Consider the following 15899-nt stretch of genomic DNA (forward strand, 5'->3'; position numbering starts at 1 on the left):
GAGGAAGACTTGATAGGTCGCAACATGTTTGCCATTGATGGGTGTAAATTAAAGTCCAATGCGAGTAAAGAGTGGAGTAGCACATTCGATGAGTTAGGTCGCAAAAAAGCAAAACTAGAACGCGCAAGCAAACGTATTATTGAACGCCACCAATCACAAGATGGACTGGGCGAAGAATTGATAACTCAGGATTTAAAACAAAAAGAAAAGCTAGATAAAAGTGCAGATAAAATCACCGAGTTTTTAGCCACTCACGAAGAGAAAACAGGCAGTAAAGGCAAGCCTGTTAAAAGTAATATCACTGATCCAGATAGTGCAAAAATGACGACCTCAAAAGGGACAATTCAAGGCTACAACGGCATCGCGATTAATGACGATAAACACCAAATCATCCTGCAAGCTCAAGCGTGGGGCTCAGTGGGTGAGCAACAAACCCTACAGCCAGCTGTTAAGCAATTAAAGCAGCAGCTTGATAAATTGAACACTGACAAGCGCAAAGACGATCACACGATTAAGTTCACCGCAGACAGTGGGTTTAACAGCGAAGCAAATCTCGAATTTATGGCGCAAAGCGGGTTCGATACCTACATTGCGGATAATCAATTTAGAAAACAAAATCCGCTGTTTAAAGACAGCGAAACATACGAAACGGAGCAAGAAAAGCGCCGACTAAAACGCAGTAAAGGCAAGCCACGCTTATTTACCTCAGACGATTTTCATTATGATGAAGCAACTCAAACCTGCCATTGTCCTGCAGGTAATGATATGTGGCGAAGTGGGGTTAATGTAAAAAGTCATAATCAGCAATACACGCGATTCTGTGGTTACTTAAAAGACTGTAAAACATGCCCGCTACAGCAGCAATGCATGCGAAAACCACCGATAGAAAGGGGACGACAAGTTCAGTTTATAAATAATGAATCACGCAAAAAGCTGAGCTATGTAGACAAAATGAAAGTAAAAATAGACAGCCCAATCGGACGACGACAATACAGTAAGCGATTAGGCTGTATTGAACCCGTGTTCGGCAATATTACCGTCAACAAGGGCATGAATAAATTGACCTTACGGGGTCAAACGAAAGTTAATACGCAATGGCAACTGTATTGCCTTGTTCATAATATAGAAAAACTGCAAAACACGATGCATTAAGAAGGGGAAGTCCTTTTAACCTAAATAAAACCACTCAACCACTCGTAATCGCTTCCAAAACGCCAATTTAAACAACACCAAACACTTCTTTATATGCTGCGTAAAAATACAGTAATCAATTGAACCAAAATAGGAACTCAGCTATGGTTTGTTTATCAATAAAAATAAATAAAAAAACGAGTTAATCTACAGGCTCGTTAGCATTACAAGGAGGTTTGGTGACAACATCTAAAAAAGAACTACCGTTTCTTACAACCTATATGACTCTGCTGTTTGTTTTATTAGGTTCTGATTGGATATTACCTTTAATAGGTTTTGAATATAATATATGGTCAGATCCTTTTGATATTATTAAATTTATAATTAAACTCATGACTATTTATCTTTTTTACTTTATTGGTATTAAGTTTTTTAGTTGGTTGTATTCTGCATCACCACAAAAAACTAAAGAGTAAACTTGGCAGTTATTTAAAGTAAAGCTAACAACACGCCCTGAGGTGGACGACTAGTCAAATTTAGCTATTAATTGCAAATTTTAAAAGTGGTGAGCCTCTTTGTTTTTCAACACTTAAATGTAATCCTTATCAATTTAAATACCACAGTTCTATATAGGCTTACCCTTCACTTTTTACTGCTTATAATACGCTTTAGCCCAAATCAACTATGTAACTACAACGAATAGAAAAACCAGCCACTCTACAAGTATTTGCCTTGGAATAGTGGGCAACTAAAATCTAAATATATCCATACCTCTTGACGGCTTCGTCCAATAAACTGCGCTATTTCCGTTTATTTTCACTTCAGCGATATCATTAAACGCGCGCAATCGCCCTTAAAATTAATTCCCGTAAAAACAAATTAATTATGGGAGGTCCTGTAGTCAAATAACAATACCTTAGTAAACGCTAGTTCATATTACGTCACGTAATATCCATACAGAACTTTAAGTTAAACATACGTTCGTGCAGCGTTCCCATTTTTATTTGACTCAATTTATTGGACATTCTTTTTATGAAATTAAAGTTATTTATCGCAATTATTTTTAGCACTTCGATGTCGTCTTACGCGACAGAAGCATTAGATAAAACGGAGTTTTCATTCGAAGACTTAAAAGTACTGGCAAAAGCCTCAGCCGAAAAGCCCTATACGGCAACCAAGGTTCCAGCGCCGGAGTTAATCGATAAAATTACGTATGACGAACACTGGAAAATACGCTTTAAAGAAGATGAAACCTTATATCCAAGTGGAAAAAACGCACCTGTACAATTATTTTACCCTGGCCGATATTTTCCTGAGCCAGTAAGTATTTATATCAGAGACGATAAAAATCAGGTGCAAAATGTACCTTTTAGTAATGACGTTTTTGATATGCCTGATGACAGCCCAGCTCACGAACTCCCTGAAGGATTTGGATTTGCAGGCTTTAGAGTAATGCGCCCAGATATGAAACCAGATTGGATATCTTTTTTAGGTGCGTCTTATTTTCGTACTGATGGGCCAGAGGGGCAATATGGACTGTCGGCGCGAGGTATCGCGATTAATACGGGTATGAATCAACCAGAAGAATTTCCGCGTTTTTCTGCATTTTGGATTGGTCCCGCAGAGAAAAAAGGCGAAAGTGTGTCTGTTTGGGCATTGCTTGAAGGGCCTTCTATCACCGGTGCTTATCGTTTTGGTTTAAGCAAAGATAACAAAGAAGATAAAGGGCATATCACCTCTGTGAGCGCTAATTTGTATATGCGCGCCGATGTTGAACGCTTAGGCGTAGCGCCGCTTACGAGCATGTATTGGTACTCACAAAAAGATAAAACAACTGCTAAAGACTGGCGCCCAGAAATTCACGACAGTGATGGGCTGGCTATTCACACAGGATCGGGTCAATACATTTGGCGCCCATTAAATAATCCTCAGTCGGTGTCGACCAATAGCTTTATTGATGAGAACCCAAAAGGGTTTGGTTTAATCCAAAGAGACCGTGACTTTAATAACTACCAAGACGACGGCGTATTTTACAATAAGCGTTCATCAGCGTGGATTAAACCTACTGACGATTGGGGGAAAGGGGCAGTTCAGTTAATCGAGATTCCAACAAAAGATGAAACGTTTGACAATATTGTTGCCTATTGGGTGCCTGAAAAAGAGGCGCGCAAAGGTGATGAGTTTACCTTTTCTTATGATATAGAGTGGCGTCCACTCGATCCAAAATCAAAAACGCTTGCAAGCGTTGTAAATACTCGCCAAGGCTTAGGCGGAATTCCCGGCCAGCCAATTCCTGAAGGCGTTAACAAAATGGTGATTGATTTTGAAGGTCCAGCATTTAAAGACTTAGATAACAAAAGTGGTATAAAGCCGATTGTTGAAGCCAGCAACGGTGAAATACTAGAACCTATTGGGGTTTATCCGGTAGTTGGTACAAACCAATGGCGATTAGCGTTTGACTACAAACAAGCTAACAATAATCCGGTAAACATACGCGCGTATTTAGTTGATAAAAATGATGAAGCTATAACTGAGACATGGGTAAGTGATGCAAAGGTTACGATTAAATAAGCCCTTAAATAAGCATTAAAGTAAAACGGGTGGCTATATTTTGATTTTCTGTCAATTATAGCCACCATAATGTCTTTTAAAACGCCAATCAAAACACCATTAAAACTCCCTTTTATATCCCACGTAAAATACAGTAATCGATTGAATCAAAATATGAACTCGGCTATGGTTTGTTTATCAATAAAAATAAAAAACGAGTTAACCTGCTGCTTGTTAGGTGTATCTAGGAGTTTTATGTTTTTTTTGAGTAAATTATTTTGTTGGGAGCGAGGCAGGCAAAAGTCAGGCTACGATAAAATGTTGATTTGTGGTGCTACGTGGCCAATTAAATTTGATACATATTTGCTTAAATTTCCACAAGGAAGTGAAATAGCACCACATACAGACAAGGTTGAATCTGGTAAACACTATCGATTGAATATAGTGCTTAAAAAGGCAGATTTGGGTGGTGAGTTTATTTGCACTAATCCGATATTTGAAACAAAGCGAGTTAAGCTATTCCGCCCTGATGTAAGTGAGCATCAGGTATCAAAAGTTATAAAAGGTAATAGATATTTACTCAGTATTGGGTGGATAAGAAGGAGCTCTAAATGCTAGATTTAAGACCTAATTGTGAATGTTGTGATAAGAATCTACCTGCACAGTCCACAGAGGCTTTTATTTGTTCATTTGAATGCACATTTTGTTCTGGCTGTGCTCAAACGGTGTTAAATAACGTGTGCCCAAACTGCTCAGGTAATTTGGTTCAGCGGCCAATTCGCCCTTTGGCTGCACTAAAAAATTACCCAGCATCGACTAAACGGGTATTAAAATAAAGTGCTTGTGCGCCAAGCACTTAAGAACACAAAGTATAATAATTACATTTCTGGGTATGGAGATCTGATGAGAAAATCCTTTGAATTTACTGTTAAGTCAATCAAAGTTAAAATAATTAACACTTGGTTTAGTGGTGCTAAATTATATGTGAATGGTGATTTACGAGATACTGACAAAACTTTGTTAGCTATTAGGAATAATACTTTACTATCTGCAAATTTAGGTGAGTTGGGTGTTCTAGAAATCAAGCCATTATCGGGTTTAATTACCGTTGAAATGGATGCATATTTGGTTAATGGTACAAACATTCAACATGTATATAGCTCACATAAACGCCTTAGCCTAAAAGAGCAAAGGGCAGTCCGATAAAGCTACTTTAAATAACGAATATTCCTGTATTTAGTAACAACCTCCAAATGACTTTGAGGAGGTTTAAGCCCCTAAGCATACCAAGTTAATATACTTGGTTTACTCGATTACCTTAAAATCACTCACACTTTTTCACATAAATTAAAAGCGCGCTGTACATTACACTGAGTGCTTTTCTTACATCGCTGTCGATAACCGCTTCTGCTGGGTGATGGCTTATACCGCCTGGGCTGCGTATAAACAACATGCCAACGGGGCAAATAGGAGCGACTGCCATTGCATCGTGCCCAGCGCCTGAGGCAAGTGAAGGCGATGCTTGGTTGTTGAGTTTACATGCGCTTGTAAATAAATGCTGAATAGTGGTGTCGCACGCAACGGCATCTGCTGCATGCGTCCATTGCCAATCGAGTGTTAAATTGCGTTTGCTTGCTATAGATTGAGCGCTGCTTTGTATGGCGCTTAGTAAGTTAGCGAGATCGGTGTCGCTTTGTGCGCGTGCATCTAGGCTTATGGTTGTTTTACCTGCAATCACGTTTGTTACACCGGGGCGAGATTGTATTTGCCCTACGGTTGCAACTTCGCCGTTTTTAGCATTGCTTGCTAGTTTTTCAATTTCGGTTACTAATTCGGCGCAGCCTGCTAACGAATCCTGACGTAAATTCATAGGCGTAGTGCCTGCATGACCGCTTTGGCCTGTTAGGGTAAGCATGGCGCGTTTTGCCCCTGCAATAGCCGTTACAACGCCTAACGCCTGATTAACCGATTCGAGCACCGGACCTTGCTCTATATGAGTTTCCCAGTAACCTAGTAATTCGCTTTTATTTAGTGCGGCTTTTGCGTAGTCGTTAGGATTTAAGCCAAAGTCGAGCATGGCTTGGCGCATAGTTATGCCGTTTGTGTCTTCAATGTTTAGCCACTGTGGGTCAAATTCGTTAGCGAGGGCTTTTGAGCCAATTAAAGTTGTGGCAAAGCGGGTGCCTTCCTCATCGCAAAAGCCCACTACATCTAAATGAAAGGGTAGGTCGAGCTTTAACTTATTTGCAAGCGCGGCTATTTCTATCCCCAGTAGTACACCTAAAATACCATCAAACGCACCTGCGTTTGGTACTGTGTCGAGGTGCGACCCTATAATTAAACGTTTAGCATGGGGGTTTGATGATTTTAGTCGCCCCCAAAGGTTGCCCACTTCGTCTTGCCACGATTGCATGCCTGCCTCAACCATCCACGATGCAGTAACAGCGCTACACTCTTTGTGCTCTTTTGATAAGTACACGCGGTGAATACCGCCTTGCATTTGCGATAGTGCGCTGAGGGTTTTACAGCGAGATAAAGCGCGTGTTGCGTATTCATCAGCAAGTTCTTTGTTTAACAAAGGCTTTAAAAGGGGGCTTACAATCGTCATGCTAAATCCTTTTTTATTTATAGTGAGTAAGGGCGGCAATGGCGGCTTCGCCTTTAGGGCCTTTGTAACCGTTGGCATGTAAGCAAGCGTCTAAACTTGCAAGTGTTTGTAGTACGGTATCTTTTCGGGCGTTGTAACCCATAGTACCAATACGCCAAATTTTGCCATGCAGTGGTCCAAACGAGGTGCCTATTTCAATACCAAAATGGGTTAGCATTTGTCCGCGTACGTGGTCGGCATTAATGCCCTCGGGTATATAAACACCCAGTACGTTGTTCATTTTATGCGTTAAATCGCCAAATACATTTAAGCCCAGTGCTTGAATGCCGGTTAGGATGGCATCGCCATGTAATTTGTGGCGCGCTACGCAGTTATCTACGCCTTCTTCAATTACTATGCGGGCGCATTCTGAGGCGCAATACAACATGCTGGTGGCTTCGGTATGATGATTTAGGCGCTCCTCGCCCCAGTAATTCATTATCATGCCTAAATCAAAGTAGTTTGAGCGTACAAATGGCTCTGTGCCGTCGGTATGATCGGCTGTGCGAATACCTGCTTCTACTTTTTTACGTTTTTGGATCCACTCGGCGCATTTGTCACTGAGTGTTAAAGGTGCTGAGCCAGACGGGCCGCCTAAACATTTTTGCAGGCCAACCGAAAGTGCATCGAGTTTCCATTCATCGGCAGGAAGTTCGTTACCCACAATGGATGCGGTGGCATCGCAATAAAATAGTACATCGTGCTTTTGGCAAATATCGCCAATATGCTCAAGAGGTTGGTTCATGGTGGTGGATGTATCGCCTTGTACCATGGCAAGTACATGGGGTTTTACATCAACAATGGCTTTTTCGATTTGTTCGGGGGTAAATACTTCGCCCCACGGTACTTCTATTGTGTGGACCTTTGCGCCAACGCGTTCTGCAATTTCAGCCAGTAAATGCCCAAAACGCCCCATAATTGGCACCAATACTTTATCGCCTGGGCGCAAAATAGAGCACAATACGGCTTCAATCCCTGCGCGCGATGTGCCATCTATTAGCATGGTCCATTCGTTTTTGGTTTTAAAAATTTCGCGATAGCGCGCCATGGTTTCGTTCATAAAGCCGGTCATTACTGGGTCGTACTGACCTATAAGCTGCGCCGACATAGCACGTAAAACACGGGGATCTGCATTAATAGGACCTGGCCCCATTAATAAACGCTGTGGTGGGTTTAAGGTTTGAACTTGCGTGTTATTAAACATGTTTAGGCTCCCAGAGTCTGAATGAGCATGCGAATGCCGGTTATCATTAAGACTACGGCAAAGGCGCGTTTTAGTTGTTTTTGATCCAGCTTGCTACCAATTTTTACGCCAATAGGCGCAAATAAAATAGTCAGCGGAATAATAAGAAAAAAGGCAGGGAGGTTAACCAACCCCCACGTACCTAGGGGAGCATCGATTGGCGTTGTGCCAATACTTAATAAGGTAATAACGCCGGGTAGCGCAATCAATAAACCAAAAACGGCCGCAGTACCTACTGCAACATGGGCGCGTACGTTAAATGCGTTTAGCATAGGTACGCCAATAGTACCGCCACCTATACCAATCATGACCGACAAACCGCCTACAATACTTGCCATAATGCCTTGCCCAAATTTACCTGGTAGTTGTTTTACAAGTGCAGGTGCGCCGGCTCTAAATAACATGTTTAAACTGACTAAAATAGAAATACAGGCAAACATGAGCACTAATGCGTTACCGCGAACGGTATGAGCAATAATGCTACCCACAACTGCCATAACTAATATAAACGGTGCCCAGTATTTTATTAGGGCAAGGTCAATATTGCCTTTGCTATGGTGCGAGCGAATAGATGAAAGCGAGGTAGGTACTATGGTTGCAAGTGATGTGGCGGTTGCTATCATCATTGCCGACTCTGGGCTTACGCCAAAACCTTGTAGCAGGAAGTACAGTACAGGCACGATAACAATACCGCCGCCTACGCCAAATAGTCCTGCTAAAATACCAGCAAAAATACCGGTTGCTATTAAGGCCACTACTATTGGCCATTGGTTAATTATTTCTGACATTGTGTTCCTGCTGTAGTTACTGTTGCACGTCCATCTGAACGAGGATCTGTTGCAGCTTCAAGGCTTGTAGGTGTATCTAAAATAGCCCCAGCGTGCCCCATCATTTCGTTATTATTATCAACGCTTACCCAATCGTGGTCACGTTGATTTAATTCATGTTCTATATGAAAAACTAACCCTTTTTCAATTTTTAAATTTGTACTTGTATCGCCCCATGTGCGTCCAAGTAACCAACGAGGGTCGCTAATTGCTTGTTTTATTGATTTATTTCGCCATGCGTAGCCTGCAAAAACAGCGGCTTGGGTTTGTGGTTGTCCTTCACCGCCCATTGTTCCGTAAGCAAGTCGGCGACCATCGCTAAACTTTGCCATTGCTGGGTTAAGTGTATGTGCAGGCTTTTTATTTGGGGCAAGGGCGTTGGTATCTTTATTGTTTAAACTAAAGCTTAAACCTCGGTTATTCCACACAAAGCCGCCTTCGCTCATTAATATTCCGCTGCCAAATTCCCAATAAATACTTTGAATAAAGCTTACTAATTGCCCGTTTTTGTCTCGTGCTGCCATCCATACGGTATCGCCAGGCTCTGTGTTAAATGGCCATTGTTGTGCTTTGCTCATATCAATATTGTTGGCAAGTTCGCTTAAGCGCTCATCGGTTAGTGCGTTTTTATAATCATCCCCTAATACATTAGGATCGGCCCAAAGGGTAGGGCGATGGGTAAAGCTTTGTTTGGTTGCCTCTACAATTAAGTGTGTCCAGTCGGCATCGGTTTTAGCTAAATGCTTTAGCTTATTTACGGCACCAATTATTTGCAGCGAATGCACGCCCTGTGTTGGCGCGGGTAAGTTGTAGCAGTCAATACCACTTAGGTATGCATTTAGCGGGGTAACTACTTCGGCTTGGGTATTTGCAATGTCATCTGTGGTGATTGAACTGCCTGCTTTTGCTAAGTCGGCGGCAAATGAGTTAGCAAGTGCGCCTTCATAAAATGCGTTTAAACCCTGTTTTGCTAAGTGCTCAAATGTTGCTGCAAGTTTAGGGTTTTTAAAATGCTGACCTGCTTGCAAGGGTTTACCATCGGGTATGTAAAGGTTTTTAAACGCATCATTGGTATTGTTCGCAGCGGCTAGTTTTTCGCAGCCTGCTTGCAAGCTTTTTGTAACGGTAAAGCCCTCGCGAGCAAGCTCAATGGCAGGCGCTAAAATTTTTGAAAGTGGCAGTGCTGCGTGCTCATCAAGCTCAAGCGCTTTTTGCCAACCGCGTATTGTACCCGCTTGAGTCAGTGCGCTTAATCCGCCGCGATCTGGTATTTGCGTGAGCATGTTATACGCAGTTATATTAGTTGCTGCGCGGCCGCAGGCGTCAATAGCTGTGGGTGTTTTTTTATTGGGGTTATCGATAAGCCAAAAGCTGTCGCCACCAATTGAGTTCATATGCGGATATACAACACTAATAGCAGCTGCTGCGGCTACCATAGCCTCGGAGGCTGTACCGCCTTGTTTTAGTATATTTATACCCGCCTCAGTGGCCGAAAAATGAGACGCGGTAAATGCAATGTTGTGTGTGGTCATGCCGGTGTGTCCTGTTTAAAGTGTGCAGCTAATTGTTGTACGCAAGCAAGTAGGCTTTTATCGTTACCGTGGCTCATCATTAGTGAAAAACCATACGGATGATCATTTGCTAAATCAGCCAGCGGTAAATGCACTTGCGCTGAGCCACTAAGCCCTGCAATTGCCGAAAGTGTAATAATTTGCATGCGTAAGGCGCTTTTGTCGGCGCCTAATTTAGGTGCGGTTGTAGGTGTGGTTGGCAAAAATAAACAGCTGTTTGTATTTAGGTTTTTAGCTATTAGTGTTTGCCATTGGGTTTGTACTTTTAGTGCTTCTTGTTCTTCTTGATCGGTTAGGGCAAGCGCCATATTAAAACGTGCCGCAATTGCTAGAGCAAACTGGGGAAGTTGCCCCTGCAATTGAAGCCAATCTTTATGCGTTTTTGCGATTGCTCGCCCTTGCAGTACTCTAAAACTATCAGCAAGTTCGTTTAGTAAGCTGCTGTTAGGTAGTTCAAATTCTTTATGGTGCTTAAAATTAGGTTTGGTTTTTTCAAGCAATTGTTTAAGTGGAGCTTTTAAAGCAGGATCAACGAGTTCAAATAACGGCTCACAAATAACTAAGGTATTAACGTTATTAATAGCTTGATTTGGTAGCAGTACATTACCTACATCGCTTAATAGCTCTGCGCTTTGGGTAAGCCAACCTATGGTATCAAAAGGCGGAGCCAAGGGTATTAGGCCATCTTTTTCAATCACGTTATGGCTTGGCCTTATGCCATATAAACCACAATAGCTGGCGGGTATTCTAATTGAGCCACCAGTGTCGGTGCCCAAGCCAATATCGGCTAAGTTAGCAGCAACTGCAGCCGCCGACCCCATACTTGAGCCACCGCAAGCATGCCCTTTTAATTTAGGGTTTTGAGCAGCGCCATAGTGAATGTTATTTCCCTCTAGGCTGTACGCCAGCTCATCGGTATGGGTAAAGCTTGTAAAATTACAGCCTTCACTCATTAATTTGTTTATGGCGCTGGATGTTTGCTGTGCCGGTTTAGCTGTTTTAAGCCAGTGTGGGTTACCAGCGCTGTTACGCTCGCCTTTAATAGCAAATACATCTTTTACCACAAGGCGCTTATTAATAAGTGTGCCTTGGTAATGTGTTTGCCATGCTTTAGGACCATGGTCACAAAAAATACCGGGCGTATTATTATTTTTGGTACTCATATCACCACTCGTTATAAAAAATCTGACCAAGCAGTCCAGATTTAGGGTGATTAAAAAGACAGATTAATTTTTATTATTTTTCAGCCCACTGCGTAACATCTTGTTTTTATTTTACAGAGCCTGATCCGCTTTTTAATCGGTTAGCTTATTATATTGTTTAAAACCTAAGCAAGAGGAATGCCATAAATTAAAATCCTGTCCAATTGGTCAGGTTTTGGTGGGTTGTATGAGGTTTATAAATGAGAGCTGTAAAAATAATGGCATTGAAATGAGTTAAAACAGACCAATTTGGTGCGCAGGTGCACCAAGTTGGCCTTTATTTATATGGTTTTAAGTACTAAATAAGGGGTGTTTTACTGATGATTAAACCGTTAATATCGGCATAAACCCAATCGTTAGGTTCGATAGTGGTGCCAAGCATTGCAATAGTTTGGTTTTTATCACCAAAGCCACGCTTTAAGGTACTACGCGGTGTAGAGCCTAGCGCCATTACAGGTAAGTTCATCGTGGCGAGTATTTCTATATCTCGGCAACAGCCATTTATTATTACGCCTTCCCAGCCATTATTTAGGGCACGCTCAGCCATAATGTCGCCTATAAACGCAAAGCGTTTGCTCGCAAACCCGTTTATAACTAATACTTTACCTTCACCATTTTCATGCAGTATATCGGCGGCAAATGAGTTGTCTTCTGGGCAGGTAACGGTCACTACTTTGCCATAAAATGTGGTTTTTTTGCCAAAGTGTAAAAGACCACTGTCTGCAACTTGTACGTTATCGCGATGATCGTCAAATAAATCGGGTGTAGTAAAGGGTGTCATGGGTTAAGTCTCGCTTTGCTCAGGTACTTTAAGACCAATACCTTTTAAAATTATGTGGGCAATTGACTGCGTAATTTGTGCCACATCGGTTTCGTCGTACTCTAATTTGTTCATTACAAGTAAAACCTCAGCCTGAAAGTCGGCGTAATATTGCGTGGTAGACCAAATAGTAAAGAGCAAATGGTACGGGTCAACCTTATCCATTTTATCTGCATCCATCCATGCTTGAAGTACATCAACCTTTTGTTTAACCCAAGGGCGGGTATTGGTTCTAAAGTAGTTTTGTAAATAAGGTGCACCGCGCAGTATTTCACTGGCAAATAAGCGAGATTGCATGGGTTGGTCTACGGCCAGTATTACTTTGCTTTTAATATAGTTATAAAGCACGGTAGCTGGATCGTCATTAATTGTGACGTTATCAAGCCCCAAGTTCCAGTTAGCTATTATGCGGTCGATCACAGACTCGTACAGACCATCTTTACTTTTAAAGTAATACAAAATATTAGCTTTTGGCACCTGCGCTTCTTTAGCAACCATGCTCATACTTGCTCCGTCGTAACCTAATTGCGAAAACAATTGCTCGGCGGCATCTAAAATTAATTTTTGGTTTTTCTCGCGTGTCACTTCTTTTTTATTTGGTTTTATTTGTGTGGTCATTATAGAGTTTGCGTGTTTAACGTATTGATTGATTGTAGCTTTACTGACCAAAAGGTCAATTACTAAAAAGGGTGGATGTTAAAAACAGGCGAGAGGTTTAAGCTATTAACTTTAATTGTTTAATTAAATAATTACTGTTAGTTTAGTTTCAAATTTACGAGTAGTACTTTTGGGTTGGCAAATGGATTTTATAAGCAAAAATAAATATACACTATATGGAGTCGCTGCAATATTACTGTGGAGTTGCTTAGTGGCATTACTACGGGATATTTCTGAGTTGTTTAGCCCCATTGGTGGTGCTGCGGCTATGTATTCTGTCAGTGCGATATTTTTAATTTTGGTTATGGGAGTGCCCAAGTTTAGTGGTTTTTCGAAACGCTACTTGGTAGTAGGTACTTTATTATTTGTATCGTACGAAATTTGCTTGGCGCTTTCTATTGGTATGGCAAATAGCCGTCATCAGGCAATGGAAATGGCGGTTATTAATTATTTATGGCCCACGCTAACAATATTGCTCTCTATTATTATTGGTCGTAAAAAAGTAAGTTACTGGGTTTACCCAAGCATGATTATTGCTTTTTTAGGCGTTGCTTGGTGTATTACTGGCGATCAAGAAATGTCGGTCGATACGCTTGTTACTAACTTTGCTGATAATCCTGCTACTTATTTAATGGCATTAGCTGCAGCGTTTATATGGGCTATTTATTGCGTAGTAACGCAAAAGCTGAGTAATGGTAAAAATGCCATTACGTTATTTTTTACTGTTACGGCAATGAGTTTGTGGGCGCAATATGGTTTTAGTAATGAAGCGCCATTAACGTTTTCAATCAGCTCAAGCATGACATTATTATTAGCCGGTGTAGTAGTGGGGAGCGGTTATGCGCTGTGGAATCAAGCTATTATTGGCGGTAACTTAATGCTTTTGGGAACGCTTTCGTACTTTACACCGGTGTTTTCTACTATTATTTCGGCGTTGTATTTATCTATTACGCTGAGTGCTTCGTTTTGGCAAGGGGTTGTACTGGTAACAGTGGGCTCGCTAATTTGCTACTTTGTAACGCGAGAAAAGCCTAAACGCACAGTAAACTAATCTACGTTAGTTAATGTTTTTATATTTTAAATCTAAACTTATACCTTTAATGAGGCGTGCAATACGCCTCATTAAGTTTTTCTTTATAATTTTGCAGGTATAACTGCATAGCTTACTGATTTATTTATAACTTTTTTTGCACAATAATAAAATATTAATGCAAATACTGCAGCGCTAATATCAACAAAACCGCTTTGATAATATTTTAAAAAATCATCAGCTAATAAAGCCTGTATAAGTGTTGACCCCCCCATACCAGCAGATAAAAGTGCAATACCCATTAAGCCCCAATAGCTAGCGTGGTGAGTTCCTTTAAAAAAGGTATAAGCAACAAAGGCAAAAAATACCAAATAGTAACTATAGAGATAGCTGTAATTTGCGTTACCCATATATTGGTTAGTCCATTTAGCTTGTAATAAAGTGGCAACCACTGCAATCATTGACCCTAAGCAAACACCAATTGTTAAATTTGCCATAAAGCGTGTACTTCGTTTGTTGGCATCTTGTTTAAAGCGCTTGTCTAGCCATAATAAGTTACCAGAGTAAAATAAGAATGCGCCAAGTAGCCCCATAACAAAATACCCCCAACGTCCCCATTCACCTCCATAAGTACCAAAGTGAAGTGAAAAGAAACTTCCTACTATATTACCCCAAACACCATCATCTCCTTGCGGATAGCTTGAGTTAAGTACTTCTAATGTATAGGGGTGTAAGAATAAGTAGTCGGTATCAGGTCCGCGAACGACAGCGCTGCTATTACTCATTTTTAATGTTGCTGTCGGACTGTTTGTATTTAAACGACTAAATGTAATGTGAATTGGCTCATAACCTGGGGCGTAGTTTTTTGCCGCTAGGAGCTGCTTATTTATGCTTGGTAAGTTTGCAATATGATAATTATGTGCTGCTGGGGCAGGTCGTTGAAAAAAGGATTTATCGTCATAAAATGCTGATAGACCATCATAAACCAGATCATGAAATGCAAATACCACCACAGTAAACGCTATAATTAAATGAAAAGGCAAGCTGGCGATCCCAACTAAATTATGACTATCGAGCCAAAAGCGACTGGCGCCTTTTTCTTTTCGAATCGCAAAAAAGGTTTTTACAAGCGTAGGTAGTAAAATAATTACGCCAGACACCAATGCTAAAAAGTACAGCGCAGATGCTATACCGAGTATATATACGCCTGATTGGTCGTGCCCAATTTCGCCTGCAAACCCTGCGGTTCGATGTAAGTAATCTATTAAATCTGCAAGTTTATTCTCACTTTGTTGCTGTATTACAAGATCATTTTGCTGGTTTAGATAGAGTACCTGTAATTGATTATCAAGTTTCATCCCGCGCTCTTTACCTTGGCTATACCAAGATAGTGGCGCTTGATTTGTTAATAAATCGAGAGAAAAACCATTACCCATTTGCTCAGGGTACTTAGTTATTGCTTGATCAACTAATATTTGGTGATTGTTAGTGTGTGGTTTAGTCACTGGTGCACTGGCGGGGTTTGCCCACTGTGCTAATTCGTGTTTAAACATGGTTAAACTACCAGCATAAAAACCTATAAAAAGTACTAAACCTGCAATTATTCCTGTCCATGTATGCACGCCTTGGTAGGTACGCAAAATATCGGCTCTTACTCTCATAGCCAATTCCTTAAAATTATAAATAGACTATATAGCGTTATATTTAAGCCCCCAAGTGTCAGCCAAGCATTTTTTGCTGAACTAAACAGGTAGGTGAAGCTAAAAATAGTTAACCATAAAATGGGTATCATCCACATATTAAATTGCACTTTGTCGGGCGCATCTATGCCTCCCGCTCCGTACCATGCAAAAAAAGCAACGAGAATAAACGCTAGCGCTAGCCCTAAAAAACAACCAGCCAAACTTTTGCCAAGCCAAGTTGGTTTTATTTTTTGCCTTTGTGCAGATGACATTATTTTACTTCCTTGTGTTTAATCAGGCTTACGATCGGAATTATTATTAAAGCGAGCATTATCATTAAAATGATAAAAAATACGGCTGCCGCATTAGAAAAAGCATATAAGGCTAATGGTATTGCAATAACAAAAAGGATAAATGCGAGCTTGCGCCAGCTTTTGTTAATGGGTTTGCTTAGAAGTCGTTGGTGGCGGTTACTAAGATAAAACAGGGATGTAGCAGTAAATAAAATAAGAGAAAGGGTAAGTTGCAACATAAATTAA

Annotated in this window: 15 protein-coding genes; 7 read left to right on the forward strand and 8 right to left on the reverse strand. The window is 40.9% G+C overall.

Annotated features, from left to right (window positions below; all coding sequences use genetic code 11):
* The 6 genes from I6F54_RS18690 to I6F54_RS18715 all read left to right on the forward strand — a co-directional run.
* Positions 1-1152, forward strand: a 1152-nt coding sequence (locus I6F54_RS18690; RefSeq protein WP_197142640.1) for a transposase, incomplete at its 5' end; no start/stop codon positions are given.
* A 218-nt stretch (positions 1153-1370) separates the two neighbouring features.
* Positions 1371-1607 carry a hypothetical protein gene (locus I6F54_RS18695; RefSeq protein WP_165729013.1) on the forward strand — a complete coding sequence of 79 codons (237 nt, stop codon included), beginning with the start codon at positions 1371-1373 and terminating at the stop codon, positions 1605-1607.
* A 556-nt stretch (positions 1608-2163) separates the two neighbouring features.
* Complete coding sequence (locus I6F54_RS18700) at positions 2164-3702, forward strand: glucan biosynthesis protein (protein ID WP_197119616.1); 1539 nt, start codon at positions 2164-2166, stop codon at positions 3700-3702.
* Between the two features lie 234 nt (positions 3703-3936).
* Positions 3937-4299 (forward strand): 2OG-Fe(II) oxygenase, encoded by a 363-nt coding sequence (locus I6F54_RS18705; RefSeq protein WP_165729011.1) that lies wholly within the window; start codon positions 3937-3939, stop codon positions 4297-4299.
* The gene (locus I6F54_RS18710) at positions 4293-4517 is read left to right on the forward strand and encodes a DUF1272 domain-containing protein (RefSeq protein WP_166420400.1); all 225 of its coding nucleotides are present in this window, start codon (positions 4293-4295) and stop codon (positions 4515-4517) included. Before I6F54_RS18705 ends, I6F54_RS18710 begins: the two co-directional genes overlap by 7 nt.
* A gap of 67 nt (positions 4518-4584) precedes the next feature.
* The gene (locus tag I6F54_RS18715; RefSeq protein ID WP_197142642.1) at positions 4585-4887 is read left to right on the forward strand and encodes a hypothetical protein; all 303 of its coding nucleotides are present in this window, start codon (positions 4585-4587) and stop codon (positions 4885-4887) included.
* A 118-nt stretch (positions 4888-5005) separates the two neighbouring features.
* On the opposite strand, the gene I6F54_RS18720 is transcribed toward I6F54_RS18715, so the two are convergent.
* The 7 genes from I6F54_RS18720 to I6F54_RS18750 all read right to left on the reverse strand — a co-directional run bounded on the left by I6F54_RS18720 (position 5006) and on the right by I6F54_RS18750 (position 12609).
* Positions 5006-6289: an allantoate amidohydrolase gene (locus I6F54_RS18720; RefSeq protein ID WP_197142644.1), complete on the reverse strand. Its 1284-nt coding sequence runs from the start codon at positions 6287-6289 to the stop codon at positions 5006-5008.
* 13 nt (positions 6290-6302) lie between these two features.
* Positions 6303-7532, reverse strand: coding sequence for a pyridoxal-phosphate-dependent aminotransferase family protein (locus I6F54_RS18725; protein WP_197142646.1), 1230 nt, complete (start codon positions 7530-7532; stop codon positions 6303-6305).
* 2 nt (positions 7533-7534) lie between these two features.
* On the reverse strand, positions 7535-8359 hold the full coding sequence (locus tag I6F54_RS18730; RefSeq protein ID WP_197142647.1) for a sulfite exporter TauE/SafE family protein: 825 nt from the start codon (positions 8357-8359) through the stop codon (positions 7535-7537).
* A complete protein-coding gene (locus tag I6F54_RS18735; RefSeq protein ID WP_197142648.1) occupies positions 8347-9930 on the reverse strand; it encodes a gamma-glutamyltransferase family protein in 1584 nt (527 codons plus the stop codon). Before I6F54_RS18735 ends, I6F54_RS18730 begins: the two co-directional genes overlap by 13 nt.
* On the reverse strand, positions 9927-11132 hold the full coding sequence (locus I6F54_RS18740) for an amidase family protein (RefSeq protein WP_197142649.1): 1206 nt from the start codon (positions 11130-11132) through the stop codon (positions 9927-9929). The genes I6F54_RS18735 and I6F54_RS18740 overlap by 4 nt, the downstream gene beginning before the upstream one ends.
* 337 nt (positions 11133-11469) lie before the next feature.
* Complete coding sequence (locus I6F54_RS18745) at positions 11470-11952, reverse strand: putative 4-hydroxy-4-methyl-2-oxoglutarate aldolase (protein ID WP_197142650.1); 483 nt, start codon at positions 11950-11952, stop codon at positions 11470-11472.
* Between the two features lie 3 nt (positions 11953-11955).
* Positions 11956-12609 carry a TetR/AcrR family transcriptional regulator gene (locus I6F54_RS18750; RefSeq protein ID WP_197142651.1) on the reverse strand — a complete coding sequence of 218 codons (654 nt, stop codon included), beginning with the start codon at positions 12607-12609 and terminating at the stop codon, positions 11956-11958.
* Between the two features lie 181 nt (positions 12610-12790).
* On the opposite strand from I6F54_RS18750, the gene yddG reads away from it, so the two are divergent.
* On the forward strand, positions 12791-13699 hold the full coding sequence (gene yddG / locus I6F54_RS18755; protein WP_024593249.1) for an aromatic amino acid DMT transporter YddG: 909 nt from the start codon (positions 12791-12793) through the stop codon (positions 13697-13699).
* Between the two features lie 83 nt (positions 13700-13782).
* On the opposite strand, the gene I6F54_RS18760 is transcribed toward yddG, so the two are convergent.
* On the reverse strand, positions 13783-15339 hold the full coding sequence (locus I6F54_RS18760) for a PepSY-associated TM helix domain-containing protein (RefSeq protein ID WP_197142652.1): 1557 nt from the start codon (positions 15337-15339) through the stop codon (positions 13783-13785).
* Positions 15340-15899 lie beyond the last annotated feature (560 nt).

Source organism: Pseudoalteromonas sp. SWXJZ10B (assembly GCF_015864475.1).
GTDB lineage: Bacteria > Pseudomonadota > Gammaproteobacteria > Enterobacterales > Alteromonadaceae > Pseudoalteromonas > Pseudoalteromonas arctica.

Excerpts from the sequence above, each read along its gene's own strand:
- I6F54_RS18720 (WP_197142644.1), bottom strand. The coding sequence starts at position 6,289 with ATGACGATTGTAAGCCCCCTTTTAAAGCCTTTGTTAAACAAAGAACTT.
- I6F54_RS18735 (WP_197142648.1), bottom strand. The coding sequence starts at position 9,930 with ATGACCACACACAACATTGCATTTACCGCGTCTCATTTTTCGGCCACT.
- I6F54_RS18740 (WP_197142649.1), bottom strand. The coding sequence starts at position 11,132 with ATGAGTACCAAAAATAATAATACGCCCGGTATTTTTTGTGACCATGGT.
- I6F54_RS18745 (WP_197142650.1), bottom strand. The coding sequence starts at position 11,952 with ATGACACCCTTTACTACACCCGATTTATTTGACGATCATCGCGATAAC.
- I6F54_RS18750 (WP_197142651.1), bottom strand. The coding sequence starts at position 12,609 with ATGACCACACAAATAAAACCAAATAAAAAAGAAGTGACACGCGAGAAA.
- I6F54_RS18705 (WP_165729011.1), top strand. The coding sequence starts at position 3,937 with ATGTTTTTTTTGAGTAAATTATTTTGTTGGGAGCGAGGCAGGCAAAAG.
- I6F54_RS18710 (WP_166420400.1), top strand. The coding sequence starts at position 4,293 with ATGCTAGATTTAAGACCTAATTGTGAATGTTGTGATAAGAATCTACCT.
- I6F54_RS18760 (WP_197142652.1), bottom strand. The coding sequence starts at position 15,339 with ATGAGAGTAAGAGCCGATATTTTGCGTACCTACCAAGGCGTGCATACA.
- I6F54_RS18715 (WP_197142642.1), top strand. The coding sequence starts at position 4,585 with ATGAGAAAATCCTTTGAATTTACTGTTAAGTCAATCAAAGTTAAAATA.
- yddG (WP_024593249.1), top strand. The coding sequence starts at position 12,791 with ATGGATTTTATAAGCAAAAATAAATATACACTATATGGAGTCGCTGCA.
- I6F54_RS18730 (WP_197142647.1), bottom strand. The coding sequence starts at position 8,359 with ATGTCAGAAATAATTAACCAATGGCCAATAGTAGTGGCCTTAATAGCA.
- I6F54_RS18700 (WP_197119616.1), top strand. The coding sequence starts at position 2,164 with ATGAAATTAAAGTTATTTATCGCAATTATTTTTAGCACTTCGATGTCG.
- I6F54_RS18725 (WP_197142646.1), bottom strand. The coding sequence starts at position 7,532 with ATGTTTAATAACACGCAAGTTCAAACCTTAAACCCACCACAGCGTTTA.